This is a genomic window from Priestia aryabhattai (assembly GCF_023715685.1).
Taxonomy (GTDB): domain Bacteria; phylum Bacillota; class Bacilli; order Bacillales; family Bacillaceae_H; genus Priestia; species Priestia aryabhattai_B.
In genome coordinates this window covers 875,168-900,568 of the sequence record NZ_JAMBOQ010000003.1, presented here as the reverse complement: position 1 = coordinate 900,568, position 25,401 = coordinate 875,168, and the positions used below count along the sequence as shown (strand labels likewise).

The following is a 25,401-nucleotide window of genomic DNA, read 5'->3' as shown; positions in this document are numbered from 1 at the left end:
TGTATTACAAAAAAGGAGGAGTTCAGATGGGAAAAGTTTTATTTTTCAATTTTCCTGGAGAAGGCCACATTAATCCTACAATTGCACTAGTGGAAGAATTGGTGAAAAAGGGAGAAGAGGTCGTCTATTACTGTGTAGAGGAATATAAAAACAAAATAAAAAAAACTGGAGCTTCTTTTCGTCCTTATGAAAATTTTATACACAATATAGATATGGTGGAAAGGATGACAGAAAGAGTAGACCCTCTTGAAATGCTATTACATATGGGACGTTCCATGGATAAAATTATAGAGACTGTTCTACAGGAGATAAGCAATGAAAAATACGATTATGTTATTTATGACAATAATTTCGCTGCAGGATGGATCATCGCCGATGTATTGAAGATACCTAAAGTATCTTCTTGTACAACGTTTGCTATCAATGAAGAAGTCTTTTTGAGCCTTATGAAAAGTAGAGGAGAAATTGATAAAACATCTCCAAAATATAAAGAAGTTGAAGAGATATCAAAAAAATGGAAACAAAAATATGGAGTAACACTCAACGATAAACAAAATCTGATGTCGTGTCCTGGGGATATCACTCTTGTATACACCTCCAAGCTATATCAACCTCATGCTGAAAAGTTTGATGATTCTTTTATTTTTGTTGGGCCTTCTATTGCCTCACGGAAGGATATAGAACCTTTATCTTTAGAGAATATTTCTAATGATAAACTTATCTTTATTTCGATGGGAACAGTATTTAATCAACAACCTGAATTATATAGGACTTGTTTTGAAGCATTTGGAAAGAGTTCTGCTAAAGTTATATTATCAATAGGAAAACAAACTGGTATTGATCAATTCAAAGATATTCCAGCTAATTTCATTGTGCGTAATTATGTACCGCAGTTAGAAATACTACAACAAGCTGACATATTCATTACCCATGGGGGGATGAATAGTTCCAGTGAAGGCCTCTATTTTGGCATTCCTCTTCTTGTTATTCCTGTTATGGGGGATCAACCGATAGTCGCCAAACGAATTGAAGAATTAGGAGCTGGATTACAGCTCAACCGTCACGAACTAGATGCTGTTACACTAAGAAATGCCACAGAACAAGTACTATCAAACCCTGCATTTAAAGAGAAAAGTTTAGAAGTTGGAAAGTCTTTAAAGGAGGCTGGAGGATATAAAAAAGCAGTAGAAGCTATTTTGAATTTTAAAGAGAATGTTACTAAAAATAATTAGTATATAGAATATAAAATAAAAAGAAGCCTTCGTTTTTTTACAACAAGGCTTCTTTTTTGAATAGAAGGACGCTTCTTTATCATCTTTTAGAATTTAGCTAATCAGTTTAAGGGTTTTACTTTTCAGTTAAAAATTTTATCCTTCAGTTTCCTTTTTAATACTTTGCCGAGTTGGTTTTTAGGAAGTTTATCAATAAAATAAACTTCTGGAATTTTGTAACTTGCCAAACGATCCCTGCAATAGTTTAGAATATCTTCTTTTGTTAAAGGAGAATCAGGATCTTTTACCACATATGCTCTGGGTTTTTCCCCATAGACAGGATCTTCTACCCCTATTACAGCAGCTTCTATAACGGTATTTATTTGCTCAATTATTTCTTCGACCTGATCTGGATAGATATTATCGCCGCCATATACAATAACGTCTTTATAACGTCCCATAATATACAAAAAGCCATCGTGGTCTATCTTTCCAGCGTCCCCCATATAGAACCAACCATCTCGAAGCACTTTGTCAGTTGCCTCTTGATTATGCCAATAGCCTTTAAAAGAATAGGGACTTTTTATAATAATCTCTCCAGCTTCTCCTGTTTTTACTTCTTTTCCTGAGTAGGGATCAACAATCTTCACTTCCACACCGGAAAGAGGCTTACCTGCTGATTCGATTTTTTCATTCCCCATGTCCGGTGTCCATACACTAACTGTCCATGCTTCTGTACTTCCATACCCTTGTATCATACTAATTCCTAATTTTTTATACTCCTCGATAAGATAAGCAGGAACTTTTGCCCCTCCAGCAATAGCAACCTTTAGCGAAGATTTCTTTGGATCTGCATTTTTTACTATTTCAAGCATTTGCATATACATAGAAGGAAACGCTAACATCATAGTAATTTTATGAGTTTTAATCGTTTCCCAAATGATTTCTGATGTAGGATCTGACAATAGGAATAACCCCATTCCATTGGAAGCAGATTTCAAAATATTATTAATAGAACTCATATGATAAAAAGGATGCGAGGCAAGAAATCGACCATCCTCTTTGTAGTCTATTCGTTGACTTGACGGTTGTATATAAGAATACACGTGACCATGCTCAATCATACAGCCTTTTGCGTTACCAGTTGTTCCAGAAGTAAAAAGAAGCATAGCTAGGTCATCTTGGGAGACATGTATATTTGGATTTTGTGTAGAGTAAGTAGAAAAAATTTCATCATATTCTTCAACTGTATCCACGCTATTTTTTCTACCTACTTGTACAGTCACAACGTTATTTAATATTTCAGATTCAAAAGGAATGACCTCATTAAATTTTTGATCGTAGAAAATAATTTTAGGTTCTGCACTATCTAAAATATCTATAATTTCATACTTCGTAAGCTGCCAGCTAATGGGAACCGCTACGGCTCCAATTCTTAATGCAGCTAGCAGAATGGTAGGAAACGGATGATTATTTTGACAAAGAATTGCAATTCGATCTCCTTTTTTAACACTATGGCTTAAGAGATAATGAGCAAGTTGATTGACACGTTCATTATATTCTTTAAATGTGTAAAAAGACGTGCTCCAAATTAAGGCCTCTTTTTCAGCAGATTGTTTAGCCCTTTGCTCTAATAGTTCTCCAAGTGTATACATGATAGCTCTCTCCTTTAATGATGATTACCAGTTTGAATAATGTTTAAATGGTGCTTCATTTTAACCATTCTTGTTTCTATAAACTATAGTACCCCCAATTGACGTTAACGCAAACGTTAATTGAGGGGTGTTTGAAAAATACGTATCATTTCTACTTATCGTGTAAAAGATACGTATTATTTATTCATCATTTATCTTGAAACTAAATATCCATAGCGTACTATACTCCAAATAACTAGCGCTTTTACAACTTAAAGAGTTACTATATGTAAATTTTTCAATACCATTTAAAACTATGTCATTTTTTATATGTTATAAATCAATTGAGCTTTCATTATTATTATTTACTCAATTTATTACACGATTTTCAAGTTAACATACATATCATATAGAGAAATAATCAGGACAAATCTATATTCCATGCTATAACAAGTGTTACCAGTACATAAGTAAAGGACCCAATCAAGTATCGAATGAAGTGATCCCTCAAAATTAAGAAATGTTTTTTATTAGCTATTCTTTTTCTCTCTATTAGTTGAAGAAGACTTTAATTTGGTAAAATATTGGAGAGGCTTTTCATTTTCTTATTCAGCTTCACTATCTAGATTTCTCATTTCCTTAATAAATAACTTTACAGCAATGGACGCTTCTTTTAATGCTGGAACTGCTAGTGCGATTTCTCTACAAAATCTTGGTTCTAATTTTTTTATAGCAATTCCTTCAGGTATACTTGTTAATGAAAATTTAGGAGCTATGGCCAAGCCTAGGTCTTCTTGAATCATTTTTAAAAGAGTATTGATATGAGAAACCGTAAATTCAGCTCTTAACTTTAGCTTTATTAAACATATCTATATATGAAAAATCATACTTTTCATAGTATCCAACGTGGTCTGTGCATAAATAAAGATTATCAAACCCGGCATTTTTCGTATCTTCTTTCAGTTTCAATAGAAGTTTTTCATCCAAGGAATTACCTCGATAATTCTCTTCAATATAAAGAGCACATACCCAGGGCCATAAATCCATACGACTTATAAAATCATTGGTAATAAGCCCTGCGCAGCCAATAATTTTCCCTTGATTTTCTAACAGATACCAGACTGGAAGACGACTATTTGTTTTTAAGCTATATGTAATACAGTCTTCATAAAGTTTTAAACTATCTTTACTCGCCCATTTACTCTGAATATATTCGATAGCTTTATCTTTATACTCTACATGTTCTTTAATATTAATGATTTGCATACCGAGTGCTCCTTTACATAAAGGATTTTATAGACGCCCTTAATGAAAGTTTGTTTTTTGCTTTTTCAAATAAAGTCTATCTTTAACACCATTATTTTAGCTGCATGTTTAATGTAAAAATCTGTCAGAAAAGCGGAAAATTACTAGAACGTGAACTCACCAAAAGCCTCCATCTGAGTGGATAATTTGTCCGGTAATCCATTCCGCTTCTTCACTTGCTAAAAAGACAATCAATCTGGCGGCATCTCTAGGCTCACCAAGTCGACCCATCGGGAACTTCGGCAGTAAAGCTTCCTTCAACTCACTGTTCATCCACCCACTGTTAGTTGGTCCAGGATCTACAGCATTGACAGTAATTTTAAGAGGTGCTAATTCAATAGCGACTGATTTAGTAAATGTAGAAACCGCACCTTTGGTTGCAACATAAGCCAAATTTCCAGGTTCAGGTGACTTATCTTGACCTGACACCATATTAATAATTCGACCGCCGTGCTTACCTTCAATTTGTCTAGCAAACTCAACTGTTAAAAGACATGTTCCTCTAACATTCACGTTATAATGAGCGTCGAGAGTATCAGCATCTATAGAACGAAAATCTACGTCCACAGAATGTGTTGCATTATTTACAAGAATTGATGGAGAACCCAGTTTGTGTTGAACTGCATCAAGTAGCTTTTTTGGTGCAGCGCTTTCGGATAAGTCCAATTCCATTGATTCACATCGTACTCCTAGACTGCGAATTTCCTCCATAAGATGCTTCGACCAATTGAAATCATCCTCAATGAAATAATTCATCGAACGATCATATTTTGACCAATGAGTGAAAAAAACATCTGCCCCTTCTCTAGCTAATTCCCGACATATCTCAGTACCGATACCCTGGGCTCGACTAGCGCCAGTAACAATCGCAATTTTATTTATTAATCGTTTCATAAAGCATCTCCTCAAGGAAAGATAAAACTCAAGCTCTTTTCTATTTACAGAGGATTTATCAACCTCGTGCAGAGCTCTCCATAGTAATTATTTATTCTTATTTCACCTTACATAAGTAGTTTTCCATACGTGCATTCAACTTTCCTGCCCTATTTTAGTTAATCCAGAACATATTAGAGGTAACAAACTCTCGATTTTTAACAAGTTTATGTTCTTTCTCTTCCCTTAGTTATATTTTCATAGCCTTTATATTTGACTCTGTGACAAAAAGGTAAAGAGATAGGCAGAATAATGGATTCCCCAAATAAAATTTTAAAAGGAAATATCCTCATTTTAGAGAACTGAATAAAGGGCTGCTTTTCATTTTTCTAACACTAAAGAGGAGGTATGCTGATGAATGAACAGATACTAAAAATTGATAACGTGGAGATTTGTACAGAAAGTTTTGGGAATCCTAAAAACCCTGCTGTACTTTTAATAATGGGAGCGATGTCCTCGCTAGATTGGTGGGATGAAGACTTCTGTCTTCGCCTCGCTGAACGGGATAGATTTGTTATTCGTTACGACCATCGTGATCTAGGCCGATCTACCACTTACCCACCCGGTACTTCTAACTATACAATAACGGATATGGCTGATGACGCAGTGGGCGTTTTAGATGCTTATTCTGTAGGAAAAGCTCATATTGTGGGCATGTCTTTGGGCGGGATGATAGGCCAAATCCTTGCTCTTAGATATCCGGAACGTATAGACTCCCTTACTTTAATTGCATCAAGCGTATTTGGAACGGAAGCGGAAAAATTGCCGCCAATGGATCAGCGCATACTTGATTATCACACGAAGAGCACTTCCATAGACTGGTCAAATCAAGAGGCAACCGTTCACTACCTAGCAGGTGGATGGAAAACTTTAAGTGGAACAAAACCTTATGAAAAGGAAAGAATGTATAAGTTAGCAAAAAGAGAAGCTGCCCGCGCCAAACAGCTGCCGAGTAGATTTAACCATGTTTTGCTTCAAGGAGGAGGCCAATATTATGACAGATCGAATGAAATTACTATACCTGCGCTTATAATTCATGGAACAAAAGATCCAGCGCTGCCATACGCACATGGGCTTGCTCTCGCAAATGCTATTTCTCATGCTAAATTAATAGCTCTTGAGGGTGCAGGACATGAAATCCATAGTGAGGACTGGACACAAATTATCGAATCAATTGTAGGGATTAGCTCCTAAAAGCAGACTAGTCTGTGCCCTAAAATTCCAAGGAAAGCCGTTTATTCAGAAGAAAATTCAATTAATTTTTATCTAAGTAAAACAAGAGAAATGCAGGCGGCAAAGCACTTTTTCAAGAAAGCTTTGCCGCCTTTTCATATTTCAAAGTTCTTTCCTTCTACTCACAGTAGACAAAAACATACTCTACGGCAAAAGTTATTTTATACAAAACTAATAATGTAAGAAGGATTAGAAGTGCCTATACCTTTTTAAAACTTCACATCTACGATACAATGATAGTTCGCCAAATATCCACATAAGGGTATTAAAGTAAGAAAATGAAGGTTTTTATGAAATATTTTAAGGTACTTTTTTGTTTAATATTATTAATCTCTGTAGGCATAACCGGCTGTTCTTCAAAAGAAGAAGTCACAAGTATTAGTACTGTTGATGTAAAAAAGCTTAAAGAGCACGGCGGAACTTATGTTGGAGATAATTCTAACGCGGTAGCTATTATAAGAGCGTTGCCTGGAGGAGAAACTTTTAAAGAAATCGATTTACATAATAAAGCACCAAAAATAATTTATGGTACTAAAGCGGGTTCTTTATCAGAAGATGAAACATTAAAATATTGGTTTGACGATAAGAATACATTAGAGAAAAACTTTCTTTACAATGCTATTTATCTAACAATATTAGTGCCTAATGCTGAAGGTTACAGCTTTAAAATAGACAATCAAAAATTTTCAGTGTCTAGAGAAGAAATGGAACAGTTTATTTCAAAAAACATTCACACTTTATCAGATAGCAATGAGTTATTTGGTAAAGAGAAAACACAGCAATTTATAGATGATAACAATGAGAAGATAATAAAACAGTTAAATCAGAAGCTATTCGAGAACAATTTTTTAAGGGTATTTCTATAGTAAAAGAATAACAACAAATAAAGAGCCGTATTTAAGGCTCTTTATCTGCACTCTATTTACTTAAATAATCTTTTAAATTAGAAAAAAGCTCCAAAAAGTCACGAATCAAGGAAGCTTTTCACAGCTGTTAAGAAGTTTGTTAAGTTTCCTGTATGCACCTCATGTCCAGCCCCTTCTATCGTTACGAACTTGCAATTTGGAATGCGTTTAGAAACTTCCTGCAATTTATCTTGAGGAATATGACTGGCTCCTCCTCCTATGATGAGAGTAGGTGCGATTATATCTGTAAGGCTTGCCCACCAATTAGGGTTCGGATTGTTCAATTGTTGAAGAATCGAAGGTACAACCTCCCAGTCAAACGGTAGAGAACCAGGAGGTTTGGAAGGGATTTCGAACTTCTCTCCTGTAAAAGGTGGAGGTGTATCTTCAACAATTAACCGTTCTACCCTTGATGGAAACGCCTCGGAAAAAAGATAGGATACCGTGCCACCCATAGAATGACCCATTAACGTAAAGCTCTCCAATTTCATCGCATTTACAAACTGAAGCAAGTCATCACACATGAGTTCAAACGTATACGTGCCGGTTCTTTCGCTTCCACCGTGTCCCCGCTGATCTAAAGCTAAAAACCGATATTCCTTTCCTAATACAGGTGCTACTTCGTCCCACGATTCTGCACTCATTCCTAAAGCGTGAAGTGCAACAATAGCGGGTGCTGAGGCTTTCCCAGCCTCTCGATATTGAAAAGTTAAACCGTTTAGCTCAATTTGATTCACTCGTACTTCCAAATCAGATCAACTCCTAATTTAGATTTCACCAATTAAAATCTAGTTTGTTAAGGTTCATCTATATATTAGTGAAAGAATGAAGATTTCCTTCACCTCTTATCTTATTAAAAATAATATTAGATTATTTTATATATCCTTTATAAACCTTTAGTCAGCGTAATGTACCTAGAGATTCTTAATTTCAACACCTCTATAATCTAAGCTAAAGGTATTACAAGCCAATTGAATAAAAGATTGTAAAGGAAGAGACATAAATTTGTCTTTATGCCAAAACATTTGTGTATAAAGAGGCGTATCAACTTTAGTACAAACTAACTCTTTTAATATGCCTTTCTCAACCTCTGCTTTTACTACTACTTCAGGCAATATAGCAATACCTAAATCTAACATCACACATTGCTTAATAGCTTCCACACTTACAAATTCAAATTTAGTTGATGTACAAATACCCGCCTCACGAAACAAGTTTTCCAATACTACACGATATGAACACCCTGATTCAGTATACAAAAGAGTTTCATGCTCAAGATCTTCTAAATAAATTTCCGCTTTATCAGCTAAAGGGTGCTCAGGAGAAGCTATAATTGTTAATTTTTCTTCAACAAGACATTGCATATGTAGATTTGCATCTTGATGCTGAATAGGCTCCATTGTAAAAGCAATATCAAGAGTTCCATCTAGCAGCTGTGCTCTTGTTTGTTCTTGTGAGTAAATGGGTTTAAAAATCATTTTAACCTTTGGGAATTGGTCCTTAAACTCTTTCAATATTGGAGGCAATCTATACGTGCACTGGCTTTCTGAAGATCCAATAATAAGCGTACCTGTAGGTTCCTCCACTCCACTTACAGCGTTTTTTGCTTCCTTAGTCAATTGAATCATTTTATCGGCATACCTTTTAAATTCTCTACCGGCCTCTGTTAGAACTAAACGCTTTCCTAGCCGTTCAAACAAAGGCGTTTCAAGTTCATTTTCAAGAGCTTTTATTTGAGCGGTAACACTGGATTGAGCGAAATTCAAAATTTTAGCCGTATATGTAAAATTTAAGTTTTCTGCAGCTGTTTTGAATGTAATCAGTTGTTTTATTTCGATTTCCCTCACCTCTGTATAATCGGATATTCCGATTGCTTCAATCGTAATATTCATCTGTTACGATTATTAATTTCATTATAAAATATGGTAAATAAAACCACAACATACTAAATATAAAGAGATAAGGGGAAATTATCATGACTATAAAAAAAGAAAATACAAAGGAATCAATCAGTCTAACGCCAAAAGATACTAGTGAAAAAAACTTCAAATACTATTGGAATGAAATCATTCGAGCGCTTATCGTAACTAAATAAGTAAGGCTGATCAATTTTTGTTGTAAATTCAGTTCCCACGTTCAAAATTATTCCTAAAAACAAGAAGAAAACCTTTAATTAAAGGTTCTCTTTTGCTGTTTTAATAAGCTACATTAAAATTGCAGTACCGGTTAGGTACAAAATTTATTTATTTTTGTATCTAATAATTTCCCTCCCCAAAATGTATCGCTTTATCTAACTTAGAAGTTCTTAAAACCACTTTTTTATCATCTTTATTGACGAGAATATAAAAACTATATAGGCATCTCTGTATTTTCAATTAATAAAACTTGTTTATGTTTAGGATCGCCTTTAATCGCATAAATAAAGTCCCCATTTTGTGTTTTGCCAAAGGCTCTAAAATATTTCTTAGAGTTATATTTTGTTTGATCAGCCATCTCCCTACATTCATAATTCCCATATGTATCACTTAAAAGCTTTGTGTCAAACATATTCTCCTCTTTCGTTACATAAAAACTGTCGTAGAAAAAAAGAAAAAATATATACTTAATGCCCCTACAATTGTTATACAACTAACTAAACCCCATCGAATTTTTTTACCCATTTTAACCTCTAAAAAATAATTTTTCATTTAAACAAAAGATCGACTTCTTCTCGATCATAATCTAAAATCCAATGATTATATTCTTCATAAAGAAAAAATATAGCTTCTTTATTAGGAGCTAAAACATCACATCCACGATCATCATATAAATGAAAAATGATTTTCTTAGAAAGGTTAACAAAATAAATATCATAGCCACTTTGCGGGTTGTTTTTAAGAATAGTAGATGGATGAGCAAAGTCTTCATAACTAATGGCTTTTAAAAGTTGTGCATATTTTAATTCTTTTTTCTTACAAGAAAGTGCAAAGCGATGAGTGACAGATTGGTCATCTTCTTCTTGGAATACACCCGCTAAAAGCTGATGGTTTAATTGGTATAGCCGCTTTTTATCTTTTACGTATTTTGAATATACGTTTAAAGGTCTCTTTCGGAGAAAAATATCTTTTTTGGTAGAATGTACGTCCGTAATAAAAAGAATGTCATCTTCCTCTCCAAATGTCTTGTCAAATAGTTTAATGGATCGATGAAAAGCCTGCTTCAAGTATTGCTTGTCGTAGTATGGTAGTAACGGATCTGATATTTCAAAGCGAATGCTATATTTCCAAGAATAAAACAAGGCAGGTCTTAAAATTAGTCCTCTAAAATATTTCTCTAAAAATGAAGATAGATTAGTAGTGTTCATATAATTTCCTCTGTAGATTTTCGTTTTAGTTTAACGTATTTTTTGAAAGACAAGTAGTCAAATTAAATAATCCTCATCTTTTTTGAGCTACCTTTTTCATTAACTGATTTTTATTATTTTTGTCTTTAACAACTATGTACTCCTCTGTTCCTTTTACTGAATAAATCTTTGAACCAACTGTAAAATAGTTTGATTGATTATTACCTTTGGGCATCTTACTTGCTTTAGTTTTCTTTTCCATCGTTCCTAGTTGTTGTCCTATTTCTTACTTTTTATCTAACTTATCTTCTGTTCCATTATATTCCTTGTTTTCAACTACTACAATGATAGCAGAGCTTGCTGTATTTGTTTCTGTACTTTCCTGATTACATGCAGTTAGAACAATTAAATAAACTACTGATAGGAAAGTGAGTGTTTTCTCCATAGTAGCCTCCAGAAATCCTTTTTTCTTACGTTTTAACTAACATCAACATTAAATAAGATATTCCAAGTTCAGTTACTTGCCGCAATGTATTCGAAAATAAAAAATCCTAAAAAGTTCTGTCACGCGAACTTTTCAGGATCCTCAACGTAAAAATCTACATAACCGCAGCTTGAACAAACATAGGGTATTAACTCACTGTAATCAGCTAGCCTATGGAATATATATGCTCCATTTGACGTACCTGAAGAATTCTTTATGGATCTAGAGTTAACAGAGGGATCATTAAAAAATGTGCAAAGTGTTGTGCATTACTCAAAAGCTTTTTCAGAGCAAGTACTAACTGATTAGATAAATACTATATAAAAAGAGGTTGTCCTGAAAATAATGTTATAGTATTTTCTATGGACAGCCTCTCTTTTATTTATTTGATATTATTAAAGCGGTGGATTATCAACACCTAAATGAACCCAATCTTCTTTTGGGGGCCCATAAACTCCAGCAGGTTTTAGTCCTGCTTGGCGCATAAGAACTGTGATCTGGCCTCGATGATGAACAATATGCTTGATTAGTCCCATTAAGATTGTAGCATTTGATTGCTGTCTTCCGAACGCTTCTTGTGTATCTTTTAGAGATTCATCTGTCCATTGCTGTTCGATAATTTTAGCAGCGTGAGAACTTACATTTTTAAAGGTTATGGCAATTTCCTGTGCTGAAGATGGAACGCTTACCGTACTTTCTATCCTGTCTATACTTAACCCAAACTCAGTTAGGTAATCCGGAATATTTGTTGTAAAATGCCAGGCAATTCTTCCTAACGTACGTCCTTCAGGATACACTTGTTGTTCTAATGAATCATCTGTCAAGCTATCCAACACTTTTTGGGTTAGTATAGCTTCATTGTTCCATTCTTTGATAAAATCTGAAATGGTACTATACATGTAAAAGGCCTCCCACTATAAATCTAATCTAAATTAATACTTAAATAATATCATAGAAAAAAATAAGTTGTCTTATTTAATAAAGAAAGGAGTTTCTATGTTATTTAAAACTACTACTCAAAAAAATATGATTTTTCCTTTATTGCTGTTGAAGGTTTTATTATTCGTTCTAGTGTTTCAACATAATAAAGTAGTTGCCTTTTTACTTCTTTTTGCTACTCTTTATTCGTTGCTTTCACTTTTTATAAGGTATGAATTTAAAATAGACAAAAATACTTTAACCTATAAAGCATATATATTAAGGTTTAAAGTATATGAAAAAGCAGTTAAACCAATGGACATTAAAAGAATCGTGTTTAAGCGCGTAAGTTGGAAAACAAAATTAGCAATAGTCCGAGTGGAAAACGGCTGGAATATGCGAATATCGTTATTTAATCCACCAAACGTTTTTAAGGAGTTAGAAACATTTGCAGACGAATTTAATATAGATGTTCAGAAAACATCAGATTATAAACTTCTAGAGAAAACCTCTTGAACTTCGCTCCGTTTAGAATGCATTAACTTTATGTATACATTATAAAAAGTTAGTCCGCCTAATTATCAGCAGTTATTCATTTCTAATTAAGCTGCTTTCGGACTTCTTTGCTACTATAAAGAATTAGCAAAGGGGTCCTTTTCTTCTTTTAGGATCCTGCTTTAAGCAAGCTATCTTAAAGTTTTGCTCACCTACCCCGCATCAACCTCTAGCCCTGCCTAAAAATAGTCTCCGAGACCATTTCACTTTACATTATTTGGATATACAATTTACATATAGCGCTTTTTAAGAGGTGATTATTCTGTATATATCGAAAAGGTTTGGTATTTTAAGCTGGTTTGCTACTTGCTTGTATTTTTTGATTGAACCATTCTTTATTTTGACTTCAGCTGCTCCCTACAGTTTTTTAAATCACGCAATGAGTGATCTTGGCGTCACTTCTTGCGGAAACTACACCTATTCAATTGCACCTCATGAAATTTGCTCTCCTCACCATTTCTGGATGAACGTATTGTTTGTTATAAACGGTTTAACACTTTCAATTGGTGTTTTGTACATTTCACAAAACCTAAAGAAAATAACCCTACTAGCAACAGCTTTTATTCTTATATTAGCTTTAGGCAATATTGCTTCTGGCTTTATACCGGCTGATATAAATTTATTTTGGCATTCAATAATCGCTCAACTTGGCATGGTTACTGTTTTAGCAGGTCTTTGGATGTATGCATCATCTTTAAAAAGCGGCAAGTATTGGACTTATGGCGGCTTAGTCTCCTTACTAGTCATCCTTATAATCATTATGTTTGTATTTTTTGCTCCTATGCCTACCGGTCTACTGCAAAGATTATTCTATTTAGTAATTTTTATATGGGGCACCGTGCTTTCCTTTATTTTGAGCAAATAATCCATTATCACTCTATTTCACATGAGCTGTACAGCATTATATTGAACTTTTTGTACGATTTCGTTAGATAAATTCCCTTAATAATTCTTTAGATTTCTTCCCGCTGAAACCAAAATAATTACCAATAAGTTTTACGTACTCTGTGTAGGTAACTTTTCTGCTTAAAGCCGTTTCCCACCATCTTTTGGGATTATAATAACGGCTTCCACTAGAACAATAGGTTAATTGGATTTGGGTATCCTTAAATTCTTTATTAAAGTTTTTTTCTACCCTTTTCATATGATAGTTTGAAGAAACAACGATAGCGGATTGAAAATGGTAGCTCATCATTATTTTTTTGGTGAATTTAGCGTTTTCTGTAGTACTTGTAGCGTGATTTTCTAAAATAATTGAATCCTCAGGTATCCCAGAGTCTTTGGCCTGCTGATAAAAATTATTCTCTTGACCATTCGAAAGGATTAAATAAGACGCATAGCCTTTTTTATATAATTTAATTCCTTTCTCCAGTCGATCATTATCACCACTTAACACAATAATCACGTCAGATTTTACAGGCTTTTCGTTTACCACAAGCTCTTTCCCGGCAAACAGGAAGAAAATAACCCCTAATCCCAGCATGAATATACTAATTTTTATCCTTTTACCTTTAATTTTTTGCATATAGACCCTCATTTAAAAAGTTCACTTCATATCGTATCATAAAGCTCAATATTCATAAAAATAAAAAGGTAATCTTCAAAAAAACTTTGCACTCTGCAAGTAATAAATACACAGCTTTTGTATAAAAATTAGCAGTTAAAACTTTAATGTACATTCTTTCTCAATATTTTCATGAATAACATGAATTTTATATAGATAGGTTCAGGTTAATAATTTAAAAATAGCCAAACAGCTCCACATAAAAATGAATAACCATACTATGATAATAATTGAACCAACAACCCAATTTTTTGGTTTTTCATTTTGGATAATCTCTTCTGCTTTTATTGCACACTCATCTATTACGCTTTTAGGTAGCAGTTTCAAAGCAAGCATAATTCCTAAAGGAACAATGATTATATCGTCAATATAGCCTAAAATCGGGATAAAATCAGGAATTAAATCAATTGGACTGAAGGCATACGCAACAACACAAGCAGTAAATAATTTTGTATACCAAGATACTCGTTCATCTTTATAAGCTAAATATAAGATAAATAGATGCTTTTTTAACCTTCTAGCCCATAGCCTTAATTGATTAAACATGTTTCCTATTCCCCTTTTAGTAGGTTTTTTAGATAAGTATATCAGGAGATAGATATTTTTATTTTGCAATTCAATAAAACATTGCGTTTATAATTAATTCGGCAACAATTTGGCTTAACGACACTATTTTTAACAACCCTAATTTATTGAAACTGGTGAAAAATGTTTCTTTAGATTCTCATGCAACCCGCTTGATATCATTAATTCATCTCATATAGGTGGTGAATTTAGTGAATCCTTCAAAAATTTATTTCCTTTCAGTTATAAGTAACTCCCTTCTTGTTGTCTTAAAAATAATTGTAGGAATTTTTACAGGTTCGGTTAGTGTTACATCAGAAGGTATTCATCTCTAGACTCTATTAATCTTTAGTCTCTGTAACAAAATGCATATTTTTTATATAAATTAGGATGATACAATAAATCTTGTCCATGTGAAGATGCAATTAAATTTGGTCTAATTTTATCTATAATAGCACCGCTGTCTATATTTGTATTCATGTTTACACTAAATTTGCGGATGGGTGGATGTAATTCTTTATTACTTGTTATAAAGAGATCTCCTGCTAATAGTACATTATCTTCTTTATGGTGATAGATAACGTGACCAGGACAATGACCAGGTGTTAAATAATAACGTAAAGGAATATCGGCAAGTGCTTGTTCTGTTAACGGCCTTACTCTATTTTTAACTCCTGTCTCTTCAAGTATATTTTTATTAGGATATGGAACTTCCCCATTAATATAAGGCAATTCATTTTCGTGTGCGTAAATCGGGATGTCAAAATCCCTTATCCATTTGGCAGCTCCTTGAATATGATCGCTGTGGCCGTGGGTTAACAAAATAGCTCTTGGATTTCCTATAGACGTAGCTGCTTTAATTTGATCATCTACGAACTTTTCTATACCCGTATCAACAATGTAGACGTCATGACCATGTTTAATGAACCAAATATTAACCGGTATCGAAAGCGGTACATCAATTTCGAATTCACATTTAAACACGTGTTTAGATAATTGAATCATGTTCATGCTCAGTGCTCCTTTTCGTTTCAATGATAATAAGATATTATAGTGTGGGTTATCACTACTATAGTCTTAATAAGAGAATGATAAAAGTACGCACATTTTTGTAACTTACCTAATAAGGTGAAGAAATAGGTAATTGCTTAGAAGATGTTAAAATTAATAGAGAATTACACTACATAGACAGCTACAGTGTGAAAAGTTTCATATAATATAAAAATTGTTTTTATTCCTTTTGATTAGCTGCATATTTTTCTTATCAGTAAATTCAGAGCTATAAGAATAACTGATCAATGCAGTCATCTTGATTTGCAGCTAGTTTGGGAATAGCTTGAATAGGAACCCAATAATACGAAAAGATTAACCCCGCATCTTCGCCTTCAGAGTTAACCTTATATTCCCACCGTTCTGAAGTTTCTCCTTTAGCTTTTAAATGAAAAACATGTCGCTCATGATACTGGCTTTTACCTTCATGACGATAAACATATGTTTTCAATTTGTTCACCGATAAAAAATCGATTAATCCAGACTCTTCTTTGATCTCTCTATATAAAGCTTCCTCAATTGTTTCGTCGTCTTCTACAGTACCTGCTGGAACTTGAATTCCTGCTTCTGGATAATTTTTGTGTTTATAAACTAACAACTCTGTACGACGACTATTAAACCTAGTTATGTAAGCCATAACTTTTGTTATAGTGGTGTTATCCTTCACATTTCCTTCCTCCTTTAATAGATACTGATTGAGAACATTTCTTTTTTTAAAATTTCTTTAATCGGCAAAAAATAAATTACACATATACATGTGGGTATGAACTCGCCTTTAAAACACCTAATAGATAGACAAGCTATGATTTATTTAAAATCGTTATTTTTAGATTCAAGCAAACTATTTGTTAATATGTAAATAAAAAGAAATACATGTATATCATGCAGCTCAAGGATTTTAAGAATGACTATAATGAAGTTGATTGTTATGACTACAGTTGCTTACTTTTACACATAAATTAGGCAGAACAAAATCTTTCTTAAAATATATAATACATTTAATTGTAGGAATGGTGAGTTAAGTGTTGTTATAATAAGCTACTACTATGGAGGATTAAATGGTATAGGAACTGGAGTAGTTAAATTTGCTATTCTTATAGGACCTATTATATCCATAATCGTCCTATAAGTAAGTGAAATAATAAGAAGTAAAGTTCTTAAAAAGACTTATTAATGAACACCCGATACTTCTTTTAGCGTAGATTACCACAATCAACGTTACAAGAAGCAAAGAAAAACCTAAGCTTTCTTTGCCTTCTAAATAGATTTATTTGTCTTCTCTTTTTTAAAGATTCCTATTAGCAGAGTAATGAGTCCGATTAAAAAGAAAAGTGGAAACAATAACATCATTAATCCAACTGCTGCAAAACCATCTCCTTGATTAATACCAAACAGAATAGAAACGATCCATGAAAAGAATGGGGTTATTATTAAAATCGTAGTGGTTCCCCACACTATATATTTTCTTTTAGCTGACTTTCCTTGACTTAGACCACTTGCAAACATAAGACCTAATACTAAAACAGTTAATGCGACTCCTATTGCCACTTCATCCCCCCCTTTCTCATAAGGAAAAGGTTTTATTATTCAACCTAGACCCCTCTCTTTTTTAGCTCTTGTGCTGCTATGAATATACTTGTAATAAAAAATAAAATTAACCCTTCTCCGATAATAATTAACCCTTTTATCTGTATATCTATAGCATCAAACCCTACTATTTCAGTAGAAGTGTAAACCATTAGAAACAAACCAAATAATAAAGTAATCAAAGAAATAAAAAGAGCATTTATTCTTTTTTTAATGCTATAGTTGCAAAAAGTATTAAAATAAAAATCATACTAATGGCTACACTGTAGCTAAGAATAATAGACATACACTCCCCTTTGCAAAATACCTTTTTGTACCATTTTAACATAAATTCACTTTAGGAATTTATGTGTATTATATTCAATAATAGTTAAAAATGTACAAAAACAATGACCTAAGGGTCCTATCGGCGTAGGAATTATCATTTAATCTAATACCCTTTACTTGCTTACCCTCTTTTCAAACCCTAATTTTGATATAAATATTAATAAGCAAAGGCAAGAATCAGATTGATTCTTGCCTTTGCTTTCTTTATTTTCCTTGTAGAGAAGGTTCTGATACGTTTTCGTATTCCGTAATTTTACAGATACGATTTTCATGACGACCTCCAGTAAATTGAGTTGTTAACCATGTCTTCGCAATTTCTCGAGCTAAACCCGGCCCAATCACGCGTTCCCCCATGGCCAAAATGTTAGTATCGTTATGTTCACGCGTCATTTTAGCTGAAAAAACGTCGTGAACGAGTGCGCAACGAATTCCTTTCACTTTGTTAGCGGCAATACTCATACCAATTCCTGTACCGCAGATTAAAATTCCAAAATCAGCTTCTCCACTTGCTACTCTTTTGGCAACTGGAATCGCATAATCCGGATAATCGACTGAACTACTGCATTCACAGCCCAGATCTTCATATATTATGGACATTTCTTCTAGTAGATTTATAATCTCTTTACGAATGTTTATTCCACCATGATCTGAAGCAATTATTACTTTCATAAGGTTAGTCTCCTCGTTTATCTATATTCTTAATTAAAGCTCTAACAATTTTTGTATCTATCTTTCTTGATATATTATTTCCTAGAACAATCCTCGGAACACTTTCCATACCATGTTTTAACGCCTTCAGAGTTTTCTACATTTTCAATAATCTTTCCGCATACTTGGCAAACGATAGTTCCTTGTTTCACATTAGCCTGCTTAGTCATGCTCTACTCCTCCTTTTTATTAAAAAAATTCGTTTGTGTTAGAATGAAATTTATTGAGAGATGCATTAGTTTTATTTCCATTACGAGAAATTACTAAATTATAGAAAAGATACCTTTAGGCTAGAATCGTATCGAGTAAACTGTATTTATCATTATTACCGGAGATTCTTGAATGAACTTTTTCAATATCTACATTAATTAAGTCATTTTCCTTGATTCCGACAGCCCTACCTGAATATCCTTTTAGTAATAATTCCACTGCTTTCATTCCGATTTTGCTTGCTAATATACGGTCAAATGCGGATGGGTGCCCACCTCTTTGAATAAAACCTAATATACTTGCCCTTACACTAATATCCAATCTATCCTCAACATATTTTTGTAGTTCTTGAATGTCGTACATTTTTTCCGTAATCAGGATTAGGTTATCTTTTTTTCCACCTTTAATTTTCTCGTTTAGTTTGGAACATATCTCTTCAAAATCCAATTTTCTTTCTGGCGTTGAGATAATTTCTCCTGCACCTGCTAAAGCAGAATACAGAGCTAAATCTCCACAATATCTCCCCATTACTTCCACAATGGTAGTCTTGTCATGGGATAAATCGGTATCCTTAATTTTACCGAGGCATTCTAATATCGTATTTAATGTAGTATCAAATCCAATTGAATAATCAGTGTAAGATAAATCATTATCAATCGTTGCGGGTATACCAATGACGTTTAACCCTAATTCGTGTAATTTTTGTGCTCCTTTAAAAGAGCCTTCACCACCAATTACTACTAAATCATTTATTCCATGACCCTTTAATACATTCAATGCCTTGATTCTGCCTGACTCCTTCATAAATTCTGGACATCGGGAGGTTTTTAAAAATGTTCCTCCTTTATCCGCAATATAATCTACATCGGTAGAGGTTAATCTATGAAATCTACCTTCTATTAAACCCTGGTAACCACCCTCAATTCCCATTACTTCTATGTGATAATAATTAGCTGTTTTCACCACTGCTCGAATAGCAGCATTCATTCCTGGGGCATCTCCACCACTTGTTAAGACTCCGAGCTTCATCATTACTAAACACCTCTGCTATTTTGATCCATTTAAGAAAGATGACCGACAGATGCTGTCGACTAATTGTCGGCCCCATCCATTCGTAAAAACTTTTCTGCAACTAGGTATTAACTGGTTTTTTCTAGTTTATCTACTGTCCCTTTTTTGATAGCTTTCCCTGACTGTTTTAGTAAGAAGGCTACTATGAACGAACCTAGAAACATGCTAATGCCTAAAAAGGTCATACTCGCATTAAAAGAGCCTGTTAGATCTTTAATATATCCCACAATGTAAGGGCCGAAGAACCCACCTAAGTTACCAATACTGTTAATAAGGGCAATCGCACCTGCAGCAGCAGCTTCCGTTAGGAAAGATGGTGGAATTGCCCAAAATGGAGAGTATGCACCAAATGCCCCACAAAGACTAATCGTTAAGAATACAAATGATAAAACAATGTTTGTACTTGCAATATAGCTACTAATAATTAGTGCAACCCCACTTGTCACTAAACAAGCAACTACGTGAAAACGTCGCTCATTTTTCTTGTCAGAGTGGTTACTAACCAAAATCATGGTGACCATTGCACACACATACATTAACCCTAAAATCCAGCCCATAGCATGCGTGCTAAGAGACGTGGTTTCAGACAAACCTTCTGAGATTGTCGGTAAAAACATTACGATGCCATAATAGCCAACCATCCAAAAGAAATAGCCTAAAGACAAGGTTAATACGTCACGGTCTTTTAGGGCTTGACCAAATGTATAGTGTTTAGCTTCTTGTTTTTCTAACTTCTCTTTTGTGGTAACGTCGATTAGCCATTTCTTCTCCTCGTTAGTCAACCATTTTACATCCTCGAGCTTATCGTCAAGGTAGAAGAAACATATAATACCTAAGATTAAAGCTGGAATCGCTTCCAAAATGAACAACCACTGCCATCCAGCCATGTTTAACCAGTCAATACCTAATAAATAAGTAGAAAGTGGTGACCCTATAGCATTAGCACCAGGAATAGCAATCATAAATCCTGCAATCGCTTTTGCATGATGTTTCGTTTGATAAAAACCACTTAGATAAAAAACCATACAAGGGTAAAAGCTAGCTTCAGCAACCCCTAAAAGAAATCGTGCTGTATAAAACTGCCATGGTGTTTGTACGAACGCCATTAAAATAGCAATCACAGCCCATGTAACCATGATTCTACTAATCCATTTTCTAGCCCCGACTTTTGTCATCATGGCACTGCCAGGTACCTCTAAAAGGAAATAACCAAGGAAGAAAATCCCTGCTCCCAATCCGAAAACAGCATTAGAAAAACCTAAATCTTCATTCATTTGTAGTGCGGCAAATCCAATATTTACTCGATCAAGTATAGATATAGTAAAACATAAAAATAGAAATGGAATGAGCCTTAACGTTACTTTCTTGGTAGTTGAACGCTCTAAATTAATTGAATCCAAAATAATTCCTCCCTGGGTTACCATCTTTTTATTCTTCATGCCCTTTAGTCTTTGACCCGGGTATTTACTCTAGGCTAACTGACGGAAAGGATTGAAAGTTTATATAAAAGATGATTGATCTATTTCTAAGTCTAAGTAAATCTAGCCCTACTTCTGTAATCCCTTTCATATAGAAATGAAAAAGCCGAGTATTTCTCCGTATTATTTATGATTTAAAGAAGTGAGAACTACTAGAAAATATCACACACCAAAACCTTACTAGCGACATGAAAACACTATAAGTCTAATTTCTAATTTCTATCCTAATAATCCAAAACATTTGTAATGAACAGCAACAGTAAAAAACGCTTACATTTTCGAACTCTTCTGCTAATCTCTTCAAAAGAATATCGATCTGTAAAGAATAATAAATTTGAAGATTTACATTACCTCCGTCTAATAGATTTAGCCACTTGTATACTAAGTTACCTTATATAAACAGTGTACTTACATACCTAATAGTTGTCAATATAATTATTAAATTAAATATTTTCTGAAATCTATTAAAATACTAGAAGAATACATGTTTTGTTTTTATGGAAAAATGCTTAATAATACTCATTTTATGCTGTCTTTTCAACAGCAAAAAGGCAGCTACACTTTAGCTGCCTTTTAACTTTATATTTGGTATTCCTCTGCTAAAAAATTAATGGGAATTAAGCTTTCCAATAACGATCGTATAAATTTTGCATGTGAAAATTCATAATTCTCACGGCTTCTTCTTCATTATGTTGTTCAATTGCATTAATAAGTAATTTATGCTCATTAAAATTAACTTCTCTATAGTCAGGTCTCGTTACTGTTCTATCTCTTATAAACTTCCACATTTTCTGCTGTTTCATCGCATTGCTAATCGCTGCCATAATACTAATGAATAAATCATTATGAGAAGCCTTTGCTATACCGTTATGTAGTGCTTCATCCGTTTCTGGCACATAAACCCCTGCGTTCGTTTCTTCCTCCATCTTATTAATCGTTGCACGCAGTTCCCTAAGATCTTCTTCTGTAGCTCTCAAAGCTGCAAATCGCACAATAAGAGGCTCTATGTTCATTCTTGCTTCAACAATATCTTCAGGGGAGGCGGATTCCATTAAAAATGTGGATTGAGAATTTTGAGTCTCTGATTGAAATTCTTTCACATAGACGCCTTCTCCTTGACGAGAATAAATAAAACCGTTTAACTCCAGTGCGCTAAGGGCTTGTCTGATGGGCACACGACTTACACCAAATTGTTCACATAGCTCCCTTTCAGCAGGAAGTTTATCTCCTACTTGAAACGCCCCAGATTGAATTTCAGAAAGAATTTGATTATAAATTTGAATATATAATTTGTTGTTGGAAACTGGATTAAAACTAATAGAAATCACTTCTCTCTATAATTATTAGCTCATTTTATTCATAATTAAGTAGACATAATTTATTATATACTGTTCTATTTTTAGGGGCAACCAGCCTATCCCTTTTCCCTCCAAAAAACTTGCTGATGTAGTCAGTTCCTAACTGCTATCATAACAGGTTTATCATTAGATAAAGTTAGAAAGGCATACCAAAGTGGCATGCCTTTCTAACGAACCGAACCTGAGTATCAATCCATATGTGAACCACCGTTTATATCAATTTCCTCTCCTGTAATATAGGAAGCTTCCTCTGACGCTAAGAAGGCAATAGTGGCCGCAATTTCTTTCACTTCACCTGGTCTGCCCATAGGAATACTATCGATCACAGCCTTTGCATCTTCTTCGGGAAGTGATTTCCAAATTTCTGTATTAACAAGTCCGGGAGCTACACAGTTAACTGTAATACCATCTAGTGCTACTTCGCGTGCTAAGTTCTTTGAAAAGCCTAGTACTGCTGCTTTAGATGCCGAATAGTGCGGTCCACCAAATACTCCTCCACCTCTTTTAGCTGAAACAGAAGAAAGACTGATAATACGACCATACTTTTGGTCTTTCATTGTTTCCAATACTGCTTGAGTACACAAGAATAAACCAAACATATTGACGTTAAACACTTTTGTGATGTCTTCAAGCGTCATATCTTGAACTGTAACCTTTTGAGAAATTCCTGCATTATTAACTAAAATATCAATTCTACCGAATTCTTCAAGCGTTCTCTTCACCATGGCATCACAAGAATCTTTACTTGTTACATTTAACTCTACTCCTAAAGCTTTCCCGCCAGCTTCTCTTATTTCATTTACTGTATCTTGTACACCATCAAAATTAATATCGGCTATAACAACTGCGGCTCCTTGTTCCGCAAGTGTTAGGGCAATTGTACGTCCAATACCTTTTTTAGAACCACTGCCAGTAATAATCGCTACTTTCTCTTTTAAATCAAACATGTTATATTTCCCCCATCTTGTTAGCTTTGTCTATTTAATATAGTTAGTTTTAAATGATTTCTTTAGCCGTTTTGATAATATTTTCTGTAGTTATTCCATTTAACTCCAATAATTTTTCATAAGGTGCGGATTGTCCAAATTGATCCTGTACACCAATTCGTCGAACTGTACCTTTCCCTTCTTCAGCAACTACTTCGCATACCGCACTGCCAAGACCATTTAGAATATTATGATCTTCAACTGTAATAATTTTGCCGATATTTAAACAATCGACCACTGCTTCTCGATCCAATGGTTTAATAGTATGCATATCTAGTAGCTTTACGGATATTCCTTGTTTTTCTAATTCTCTAGTTGCCTCTAAAGCGAGTCGTACCGTATCGCCATTGGCAATAATAGCTATATCGCTTCCATCCTTAATTTGCTTGGCCTTTCCAATTGTAAACTCTTCATTTTCATCATAAATAATTGGAACAGTATCGCGAGTAAAGCGAAGATAGACAGGTCCATATACCTTAGCAGCTTGCTCTACTAACTTCCTAGTAGAATAATAGTCAGCCCCCATAATGACGGTCATATTTGGAACCGATCTTAATACACCCATATCTTCTATAGCTTGATGACTCCCCCCATCATTAGCTGGAGTTAGACCGCCATGCGAGCAAGCAATCTTTACATTTAAGTTAGGGTAACAGACTTCTTGTCTGATTTGTTCAAGCATTCTTAACGAACCAAAAACTGCGTAAGTGCTTACAAATGGAATTTTACCGGTTGTAGCAAGACCAGCTGCTAACCCAGCTGCATTCTGCTCCGCAATCCCTACATTAATATGCTGATCAGGTAGTTGTTTTATAAAATTTACTGTTTTACAAGATTTAGCAATATCCACGTCAATCACATAAATATTTTTGTTTTCTTTACCTAACTTTACGATTTCATCTCCAAAGGCTTCTCTCGTAGCTTTTTTTACTGTAAGATCTTTTTCCATTATGCTCATTATTTTAAACCTCCTGCCACTTCTTCCATTGCTTGATGATATTGTTCTTCATTAGGAGCAACCCCGTGCCAATCAGCCACATCCTCCATAAAAGAAACTCCTTTACCTTTTACCGTGTCACAAATGATACATTTTGGTTTTCCATTCTTCGCCACTCTTACTTCATCCAATGTTTCTACAATCTCTTCCATCGAGTGTCCATTAATTCGCTTCGTTTCAAAACCAAACACATCAAATTTTTTCTCTAAATCTTGTAAAGGCATAATTTCATCACAGAATCCATCAATTTGAAGTCTATTATTATCCACGAACACAACTAAATTATCTAATTGATATTTAACTGCCGTTTGAGCAGCTTCCCAAATTTGTCCTTCTTGACACTCTCCATCTCCTACTAAAGCAAAAACTCTATAGTCTTTAAAATCTCGTTTTCCTGCTATTGCCATTCCAACTCCGCAAGAAAGTCCTTGTCCTAAAGAACCTGTTGAAATATCAATGCCTTTACACTTTTTCATATCTGGATGCCCTTGGAACGGGGAACCATATTCTCTTAATGTGTATATCGTTTCGTAAGGAACAAATCCTCGTAAAGCTAAAGCTGAATATTGAATAGGACAAACGTGACCTTTAGAAAGTACAAATCTATCGCGGTCCTCCCAGTTAGGGTTATGTGGGTCAACATTCATTTCTTTAAAATAAAGCGCTGCCATAATATCAGCTGCAGAAAGTGAGCCTCCTGGATGGCCAGATTGTGCTCCATAAATCATCGTAAGAGCTGTTTTTCTTAATTGAATAGCTTTTTCTTTTAATTCTTGAATACTAATGTCTTTCATTTTTAGTCACCTCATTAAATTATGACTTGCTATTTTCTTAACTCATATATCAAGTAAAATATAATTCAGTATACCTAGGTAACTTGTATACTAAGTAGCTTTGTTACTTAAGTGTACAGCTGAAACGCAAGTTCGTCAATAACAAGATTGAATTATTTGAATTTTTTATTTGAAATGAAGTAATTTTTGAAGAGAAATGTATAAATT

At 34.1% G+C, this 25,401-nt stretch carries 29 protein-coding genes and 2 pseudogenes; 7 read left to right on the top strand and 24 right to left on the bottom strand.

Annotated features, from left to right (window positions below):
- Positions 1–26 precede the first annotated feature (26 nt).
- A complete protein-coding gene (locus M3225_RS17690) occupies positions 27–1,232 on the top strand; it encodes a macrolide family glycosyltransferase (RefSeq protein ID WP_251395774.1) in 1,206 nt (401 codons plus the stop codon).
- A gap of 122 nt (positions 1,233–1,354) precedes the next feature.
- Here the strand turns inward: M3225_RS17690 and M3225_RS17685 are convergent, their stop codons facing one another.
- From M3225_RS17685 to M3225_RS17670, 4 genes are all read right to left on the bottom strand, one after another.
- Complete coding sequence (locus M3225_RS17685) at positions 1,355–2,866, bottom strand: class I adenylate-forming enzyme family protein (protein ID WP_251395772.1); 1,512 nt, start codon at positions 2,864–2,866, stop codon at positions 1,355–1,357.
- Positions 2,867–3,450: 584 nt separating this feature from the next.
- Positions 3,451–3,648, bottom strand: coding sequence for a hypothetical protein (locus M3225_RS17680; protein ID WP_251395770.1), 198 nt, complete (start codon positions 3,646–3,648; stop codon positions 3,451–3,453).
- A 34-nt stretch (positions 3,649–3,682) separates the two neighbouring features.
- The gene (locus tag M3225_RS17675) at positions 3,683–4,111 is read right to left on the bottom strand and encodes a GNAT family N-acetyltransferase (protein WP_251395768.1); all 429 of its coding nucleotides are present in this window, start codon (positions 4,109–4,111) and stop codon (positions 3,683–3,685) included.
- A gap of 156 nt (positions 4,112–4,267) precedes the next feature.
- Positions 4,268–5,044, bottom strand: coding sequence for an SDR family oxidoreductase (locus tag M3225_RS17670; protein ID WP_251395766.1), 777 nt, complete (start codon positions 5,042–5,044; stop codon positions 4,268–4,270).
- Positions 5,045–5,437: 393 nt separating this feature from the next.
- On the opposite strand from M3225_RS17670, the gene M3225_RS17665 reads away from it, so the two are divergent.
- From M3225_RS17665 to M3225_RS17655, 3 genes and pseudogenes are all read left to right on the top strand, one after another.
- Positions 5,438–6,277: an alpha/beta hydrolase gene (locus tag M3225_RS17665; protein ID WP_251395765.1), complete on the top strand. Its 840-nt coding sequence runs from the start codon at positions 5,438–5,440 to the stop codon at positions 6,275–6,277.
- A 33-nt stretch (positions 6,278–6,310) separates the two neighbouring features.
- Positions 6,311–6,424 (top strand): annotated as a pseudogene (locus tag M3225_RS17660) (IS6 family transposase); the annotation flags it as partial.
- A gap of 182 nt (positions 6,425–6,606) precedes the next feature.
- Entirely contained in the window at positions 6,607–7,182 is a 576-nt protein-coding gene (locus M3225_RS17655; protein WP_251395764.1) for a DUF4825 domain-containing protein, read from the top strand.
- Between the two features lie 98 nt (positions 7,183–7,280).
- Here M3225_RS17655 and M3225_RS17650 read toward each other — a convergent pair whose 3' ends face one another.
- From M3225_RS17650 to M3225_RS17620, 7 genes are all read right to left on the bottom strand, one after another.
- The gene (locus M3225_RS17650; RefSeq protein WP_251395763.1) at positions 7,281–7,970 is read right to left on the bottom strand and encodes an alpha/beta fold hydrolase; all 690 of its coding nucleotides are present in this window, start codon (positions 7,968–7,970) and stop codon (positions 7,281–7,283) included.
- Between the two features lie 165 nt (positions 7,971–8,135).
- Positions 8,136–9,059, bottom strand: a complete 924-nt coding sequence (locus tag M3225_RS17645) for a LysR family transcriptional regulator (RefSeq protein WP_251396136.1) — start codon at positions 9,057–9,059, stop codon at positions 8,136–8,138.
- A gap of 511 nt (positions 9,060–9,570) precedes the next feature.
- The gene (locus M3225_RS17640) at positions 9,571–9,768 is read right to left on the bottom strand and encodes a hypothetical protein (protein WP_251395762.1); all 198 of its coding nucleotides are present in this window, start codon (positions 9,766–9,768) and stop codon (positions 9,571–9,573) included.
- 136 nt (positions 9,769–9,904) lie between these two features.
- A complete protein-coding gene (locus tag M3225_RS17635; protein ID WP_251395761.1) occupies positions 9,905–10,564 on the bottom strand; it encodes a DUF3885 domain-containing protein in 660 nt (219 codons plus the stop codon).
- Between the two features lie 73 nt (positions 10,565–10,637).
- The gene (locus M3225_RS17630) at positions 10,638–10,805 is read right to left on the bottom strand and encodes a hypothetical protein (RefSeq protein ID WP_251395760.1); all 168 of its coding nucleotides are present in this window, start codon (positions 10,803–10,805) and stop codon (positions 10,638–10,640) included.
- Positions 10,806–10,829: 24 nt separating this feature from the next.
- Positions 10,830–10,988 carry a hypothetical protein gene (locus M3225_RS17625; RefSeq protein WP_251395759.1) on the bottom strand — a complete coding sequence of 53 codons (159 nt, stop codon included), beginning with the start codon at positions 10,986–10,988 and terminating at the stop codon, positions 10,830–10,832.
- A gap of 434 nt (positions 10,989–11,422) precedes the next feature.
- On the bottom strand, positions 11,423–11,926 hold the full coding sequence (locus M3225_RS17620; protein ID WP_251395758.1) for a DinB family protein: 504 nt from the start codon (positions 11,924–11,926) through the stop codon (positions 11,423–11,425).
- A 97-nt stretch (positions 11,927–12,023) separates the two neighbouring features.
- Here M3225_RS17620 and M3225_RS17615 point away from each other — a divergent pair, with 97 nt between their 5' ends.
- Both M3225_RS17615 and M3225_RS17610 read left to right on the top strand, forming a co-directional pair.
- Positions 12,024–12,461, top strand: coding sequence for a diguanylate cyclase (locus M3225_RS17615; protein WP_251395756.1), 438 nt, complete (start codon positions 12,024–12,026; stop codon positions 12,459–12,461).
- 301 nt (positions 12,462–12,762) lie between these two features.
- Positions 12,763–13,365 (top strand): DUF998 domain-containing protein, encoded by a 603-nt coding sequence (locus M3225_RS17610; RefSeq protein ID WP_251396133.1) that lies wholly within the window; start codon positions 12,763–12,765, stop codon positions 13,363–13,365.
- A gap of 63 nt (positions 13,366–13,428) precedes the next feature.
- On the opposite strand, the gene M3225_RS17605 is transcribed toward M3225_RS17610, so the two are convergent.
- A complete protein-coding gene (locus tag M3225_RS17605) occupies positions 13,429–14,025 on the bottom strand; it encodes a YdcF family protein (RefSeq protein ID WP_251395754.1) in 597 nt (198 codons plus the stop codon).
- A gap of 201 nt (positions 14,026–14,226) precedes the next feature.
- Positions 14,227–14,610, bottom strand: a complete 384-nt coding sequence (locus M3225_RS17600) for a YkvA family protein (protein WP_251395752.1) — start codon at positions 14,608–14,610, stop codon at positions 14,227–14,229.
- Positions 14,611–14,840: 230 nt separating this feature from the next.
- On the opposite strand from M3225_RS17600, the pseudogene M3225_RS17595 reads away from it, so the two are divergent.
- Positions 14,841–14,957: pseudogene (locus M3225_RS17595) on the top strand (cation diffusion facilitator family transporter); the annotation flags it as partial.
- A gap of 19 nt (positions 14,958–14,976) precedes the next feature.
- Here the strand turns inward: M3225_RS17595 and M3225_RS17590 are convergent.
- The 11 genes from M3225_RS17590 to M3225_RS17540 form a co-directional block, all read right to left on the bottom strand.
- A complete protein-coding gene (locus M3225_RS17590; RefSeq protein WP_251395750.1) occupies positions 14,977–15,639 on the bottom strand; it encodes an MBL fold metallo-hydrolase in 663 nt (220 codons plus the stop codon).
- Positions 15,640–15,907: 268 nt separating this feature from the next.
- On the bottom strand, positions 15,908–16,345 hold the full coding sequence (locus M3225_RS17585; protein ID WP_251395748.1) for an NUDIX hydrolase: 438 nt from the start codon (positions 16,343–16,345) through the stop codon (positions 15,908–15,910).
- 590 nt (positions 16,346–16,935) lie between these two features.
- Positions 16,936–17,226 (bottom strand): hypothetical protein, encoded by a 291-nt coding sequence (locus tag M3225_RS17580; RefSeq protein WP_251395746.1) that lies wholly within the window; start codon positions 17,224–17,226, stop codon positions 16,936–16,938.
- Between the two features lie 570 nt (positions 17,227–17,796).
- Positions 17,797–18,261 (bottom strand): ribose 5-phosphate isomerase B, encoded by a 465-nt coding sequence (rpiB, locus tag M3225_RS17575; RefSeq protein WP_251395744.1) that lies wholly within the window; start codon positions 18,259–18,261, stop codon positions 17,797–17,799.
- 74 nt (positions 18,262–18,335) lie between these two features.
- Positions 18,336–18,470 carry a GapA-binding peptide SR1P gene (locus tag M3225_RS17570; RefSeq protein ID WP_251395742.1) on the bottom strand — a complete coding sequence of 45 codons (135 nt, stop codon included), beginning with the start codon at positions 18,468–18,470 and terminating at the stop codon, positions 18,336–18,338.
- Between the two features lie 115 nt (positions 18,471–18,585).
- Positions 18,586–19,542, bottom strand: a complete 957-nt coding sequence (gene pfkA / locus M3225_RS17565) for a 6-phosphofructokinase (RefSeq protein ID WP_251395740.1) — start codon at positions 19,540–19,542, stop codon at positions 18,586–18,588.
- 107 nt (positions 19,543–19,649) lie between these two features.
- A complete protein-coding gene (locus M3225_RS17560; RefSeq protein WP_251395738.1) occupies positions 19,650–20,981 on the bottom strand; it encodes an MFS transporter in 1,332 nt (443 codons plus the stop codon).
- Positions 20,982–21,676: 695 nt separating this feature from the next.
- Entirely contained in the window at positions 21,677–22,387 is a 711-nt protein-coding gene (locus M3225_RS17555; RefSeq protein WP_251395736.1) for a FadR/GntR family transcriptional regulator, read from the bottom strand.
- Positions 22,388–22,605: 218 nt separating this feature from the next.
- Complete coding sequence (locus M3225_RS17550) at positions 22,606–23,364, bottom strand: SDR family NAD(P)-dependent oxidoreductase (RefSeq protein WP_251395734.1); 759 nt, start codon at positions 23,362–23,364, stop codon at positions 22,606–22,608.
- Between the two features lie 49 nt (positions 23,365–23,413).
- Positions 23,414–24,361: a transketolase family protein gene (locus tag M3225_RS17545; RefSeq protein ID WP_251395732.1), complete on the bottom strand. Its 948-nt coding sequence runs from the start codon at positions 24,359–24,361 to the stop codon at positions 23,414–23,416.
- Positions 24,361–25,194 (bottom strand): transketolase, encoded by an 834-nt coding sequence (locus M3225_RS17540; protein ID WP_251395730.1) that lies wholly within the window; start codon positions 25,192–25,194, stop codon positions 24,361–24,363. The genes M3225_RS17545 and M3225_RS17540 overlap by 1 nt, the downstream gene beginning before the upstream one ends.
- Between the last annotated feature and the right edge of the window lie 207 nt (positions 25,195–25,401).